Origin of the sequence: Alteromonas sp. a30 (assembly GCF_026788005.1) — a bacterium.
Classification (GTDB): Bacteria; Pseudomonadota; Gammaproteobacteria; order Enterobacterales; family Alteromonadaceae; genus Paraneptunicella.
Window position 1 is genome coordinate 1 of the sequence record NZ_JABEPE010000085.1, and the last position, 880, is coordinate 880.

The 880-nt window shown below is 45.0% G+C and carries 1 rRNA gene; it reads left to right on the plus strand.

What is annotated here, in order from left to right:
• Positions 1–880, plus strand: a 16S ribosomal RNA gene (locus HJG39_RS19295); the annotation flags it as partial.

Below are 880 nucleotides of genomic sequence, written 5' to 3' on the forward strand. Positions count from 1 at the left end.
ACGGGATGTAGCAATACATTCAGTAGCGAATGGGTGAGTAACACGTACCTAACCTACCTTTAAGACTGGGATAACTATTGGAAACAATAGCTAATACCGGATATAGTTATTTATCGCATGATGAGTAATAGAAAGGAGCTTCACAGCTTCACTTAAAAATGGGGGTGCGGAACATTAGTTAGTTGGTAGGGTAATGGCCTACCAAGACGATGATGTTTAGCCGGGCCGAGAGGCTGTACGGCCACACTGGGACTGAGATACGGCCCAGACTCCTACGGGAGGCAGCAGTAAGGAATTTTCCACAATGAGCGAAAGCTTGATGGAGCGACACAGCGTGCAGGATGAAAAGTTCTTCGGAATGTAAACTGCTGTTATAAGGGAAGAAAAAATAGAATAGGAAATGATTTTATCTTGACGGTACCTTATTAGAAAGCGACGGCAAACTATGTGCCAGCAGCCGCGGTAATACATAGGTCGCAAGCGTTATCCGGAATTATTGGGCGTAAAGCGTCCGTAGGTTTTTTGCTAAGTCTGGAGTTAAATGCTGAAGCTCAACTTCAGTCCGCTTTGGATACTGGCAAAATAGAATTATAAAGAGGTTAGCGGAATTCCTAGTGAAGCGGTGGAATGCGTAGATATTAGGAAGAACACCAATAGGCGAAGGCAGCTAACTGGTTATATATTGACACTAAGGGACGAAAGCGTGGGGAGCAAACAGGATTAGATACCCTGGTAGTCCACGCCGTAAACGATGATCATTAGTTGGTGGAATAATTTCACTAACGCAGCTAACGCGTTAAATGATCCGCCTGAGTAGTATGCTCGCAAGAGTGAAACTTAAAGGAATTGACGGGAACCCGCACAAGCGGTGGAGCATGTG